The organism is Microcoleus sp. Pol12A5, from assembly GCF_036701435.1.
Taxonomy (GTDB): Bacteria; Cyanobacteriota; Cyanobacteriia; order Cyanobacteriales; family Microcoleaceae; genus Microcoleus.
In genome coordinates, this window is sequence record NZ_JAUBQU010000239.1 from 1 (window position 1) to 3434 (window position 3434).

At 42.5% G+C, this 3434-nt stretch carries 2 protein-coding genes and 1 pseudogene; 2 read left to right on the forward strand and 1 reads right to left on the reverse strand.

What is annotated here, in order from left to right; genetic code table 11:
- Nucleotides 1-78: 78 nt before the first annotated feature.
- Nucleotides 79-1128, forward strand: coding sequence for an IS1634 family transposase (locus QUA45_RS28285; RefSeq protein WP_333223214.1), 1050 nt, complete (start codon nt 79-81; stop codon nt 1126-1128).
- A gap of 589 nt (nt 1129-1717) precedes the next feature.
- Here QUA45_RS28285 and QUA45_RS29330 read toward each other — a convergent pair.
- A pseudogene (locus QUA45_RS29330) lies at nt 1718-1864 on the reverse strand (hypothetical protein); the annotation flags it as partial.
- A 621-nt stretch (nt 1865-2485) separates the two neighbouring features.
- Between QUA45_RS29330 and QUA45_RS28290 the strand changes: the two are divergent.
- Entirely contained in the window at nt 2486-3100 is a 615-nt protein-coding gene (locus QUA45_RS28290; protein ID WP_333101237.1) for a hypothetical protein, read from the forward strand.
- The last annotated feature ends 334 nt before the right edge of the window (nt 3101-3434 follow it).

The following is a 3434-nucleotide window of genomic DNA, read 5'->3' on the forward strand; positions in this document are numbered from 1 at the left end:
CGTGATGCTATTTCTGCCCATTCTTGTGACTTGGCTCGGCCTGAGCTTATTCCCCTTTTGCAGACCTGAATCCTTACAATCTTCTTAAAATTAGCATCGGGAAATCAAGCCGACTCATCATGCTTTGGTCAAATAGCGGTAGATTACCAAAAACAACTAGAAGTAGATAGTTTGATGGTAGCAGACTGTGCTTTATATACGGAATCAAACCTGAAATTAATCTCACAATTGCGCTGGTTGTGTCGAGTACCTTTAAGTATAAAATCAGCCGAAACATTAATATCAACCTTACCAGAATCTGAATTGACGGCTAGTAAATTACCAGGATATAGATGGGGAGAAAAAATAGTAACTTATGCTGGAATAGAGCAAAGATGGCTAGTGGTAGAGAGCGCAGCCAGAAAGGAATCAGACTTGGGTAAACTCTCCCAAAAAATTGTCAAAGCCGAAGAAAAAGTTGTCAAGGATGTGAACAAGCTATCAAAAGATAAATTTGCTTGTAAGGCTGATGCAATCAAGGCACTATCACAATTATCTCAATCATTTAAATATCACCAAATTGAGCAGTATCAAGTCACTGAAGTTACAGCCAACGCACAAAAAAATCAACCAGAAAAATTTTATCAAATCGCCGCGACCGTATGCAGAAATGAAACTAAAGTTAATACCGAAATCAAGAGTGCAGGACGTTTTATTTTAGCGACCAATGTTTTAGATTCTCGCCTACTCAGTAACGATGAAATGCTCAGGGAGTATAAAGCCCAGCAATCATGTGAGAGGGGATTTGGTTTTCTGAAAGACCCTTTGTTTTTTGCCGATAGTATATTTCTCAAAAGTCCAGAGAGAATAGAATCATTAGCGATGATTATGGGTTTATGTTTGCTGGTCTACACCCTAGCTCAACGGCAAATACGAGCGGCTTTAAAAGCGTCTCAATCAAAGATTAAAAATCAGTTAGGTAAACCAACTGACCGCCCGACATTAAGGTGGATATTTCAATGCTTCCAGTCTATTCATTTAGTTCGACTAGAGCGAGAAACGCGGGTTTATAATTGGAGTCAACAGCGAGAGTTTATCCTAAATTTATTACCAGAAGATTGTCTTTATTACTATAAATTTCTTACTTAATTATTGCTATATTACTGTTATTATATTACATCAACTAAGGCGCTATTCGCTTTGATTAATAGCGCTCTGTTAAGATGGCAAAAATCTCCTTGGCTCACTTCTATTTATTAAGCTAATTTATCAATTATGTATTTAATATCTTGATTTATTTATCTAATGCCAAGCTAAATGCCTCTCTTGCTTATTGCTGCTTGTTGAGAATAGGTTTTGATGCCGTTTTTGATCATTCATCGCTGCTTGAATCTCTTTTTTGAGGAAAAATGTCTCTTTTTATGCAAGCTTTGCTTTTTGATCTCCGTAATTTCCGATTGTGACAGTTGAGGGTGCGGAATGTGGGCTATAATATCTGACTCTAACTTATGGGGGGTACAACCCCTCATTGTTTTAGCAAGTCTTTAAAATTAGCCATTTTTTGTAAAGATTTAGGTTTAATGTTGACTTACGATTACTTTTATGATTCATAAAATAGCCGCATCGCGATCTTGAGCTTGGGAAATTGAGAGGTTCAGGTATGAAGACACACTCGATTTTTAAAGAGACCAGAATCTGACCTTCAAAGGCATTGTCGCGGATGCTTTTACCCGTGCCAGCGAGCGTGTTTCACCAGCATCTCTTTTTCAAACTTACCAGAACACACCCGCACAAAGGCGATGGAATCGCGGCGTTTCGGGTCCATGTTTGCCTCAATCTCGAACACACACCCGGTGAATTCTGGGTAGGTGGGCAATATTTCACCTAGGCTGGTGAGCTTCTGGCTTGGCCGCCTAGTCCATCAAGGATTGCAACAAAATTTCCACCCCTAGGTTATGCAAGGTTAACACTGCGGCCATCATCAAAGGTAAACCGAGTATCGGGGACCTTAATCCCAACTGGGCATAGCCTAGTTGGTTATAGACTAGGGGAGAGAGCAATTCTTGCTATCTAGCTGCGATCGCTTAATTTCAGGCGACCTGGTACATTCCGATGGCGAATACGATCTGGATTTATAGTACGTCGTTTTCCCCTGTTACTCCCAGAGTCACACCTTACAGACCAGATTACCTTTTTGGCTCAGATGAAGTTCCGGCCATCGGCATAAAATGACAAATAGGCATCGTCTCGGGCTTAATCTTGAGACGCCAAATGGCTCAAACCTTGTAAATAAAAAACCTGTAAGCATTCTCCAGACATTGGTAGCCCATAGCCTTCAATGCTTCAATCGCTGTTCGCGTTACACACCAAGGCCTGGAGGCAAGCTTAAGTTCCCCCCTTCGGGGAACTTGAGCTTAAGTTGTCACAAATGAGGTCTTATTGGTAACGAGAAGCGATCGATTAGCAATTAGCAGCAATTAATAATTACTTATTCTTTGGTTTGAAAATGTCTGTTAAACAATCACATTACGAGACTTTACTAGCAGAGTACAGCGAATCTTCTGCCGCGATTACCCTGCTGAAAAAATATCGGGTTTACATGGAAATGATTCCGAGTATCCGCCGCGCCCATGAGAGTTTAATCACAATTCCTTTGCCAATTGCCCGCTTGCGAGACGGGGTTTCGTATGCGGGAAGCAGCGGCACTAGCATATCGCCCGGACAGGCAGTTTGTTTGCCCTGCGATTTGGCGATTTTGATGTGCGATCCTGAATGGAAAGTTAAAATTGGCGTGGAAATTTTGATTTTCATTCATCGTCCGGGCGAAGAGTTTTCTGAGTTGCTCGGCCGCTGGCGGCAGTCTCAGGTTTGGCTGGACAAAGGTTACGAATGGGTGATGCCACACCGCTACAGACATATTTACAGCGATGAAGCTGAGGCTGTTCATCCGCTATTTGTTTTGTTTGACGAAACGTCGGAACTGATTCAACGGGGTTTGATGGCGGCTGGTTTACCGTTTGTGGTGGAAAGTTTCGAGTCTGGCAGTGAGGAAGTAGAGGAGGAAGAGTTTCTGGGTAGTGGGGAACTCGGAAGTATTGGTGAAGAGAGTGTAGATTTTTAGGGTGGGTGCGATCGCACATAGCCTAACCGTAGGGTTTGCACGCGCCTAAGTGGGCGATCGCCCACTTAGGCATCGTGGTGAGGCAGAACACCAGCATGGGTTTTTCTATGCTCGCACCTTAAGCTAATCAACAATAGTTGGATGAAGGTTTCACTGCACTTTATTGCTGACGTACATCCCGATTTACCCAACTAAGAAGGAGCGTAAGGTGTAATCTTCCTGACGGGGTGACAACCCCGTCAAAAGCCTTACGTATCGCGGTTTGAGACGTTTTGTGGTCAAAAAAAATGGGCGACGGTTCTCAACAACCCCCATAATAGTTAAAATGCTTCCT

What these genes read in the sequence shown, in the direction of transcription:
- QUA45_RS28290 (WP_333101237.1), top strand. Translation starts at nt 2,486, where the DNA reads ATGTCTGTTAAACAATCACATTACGAGACTTTACTAGCAGAGTACAGC.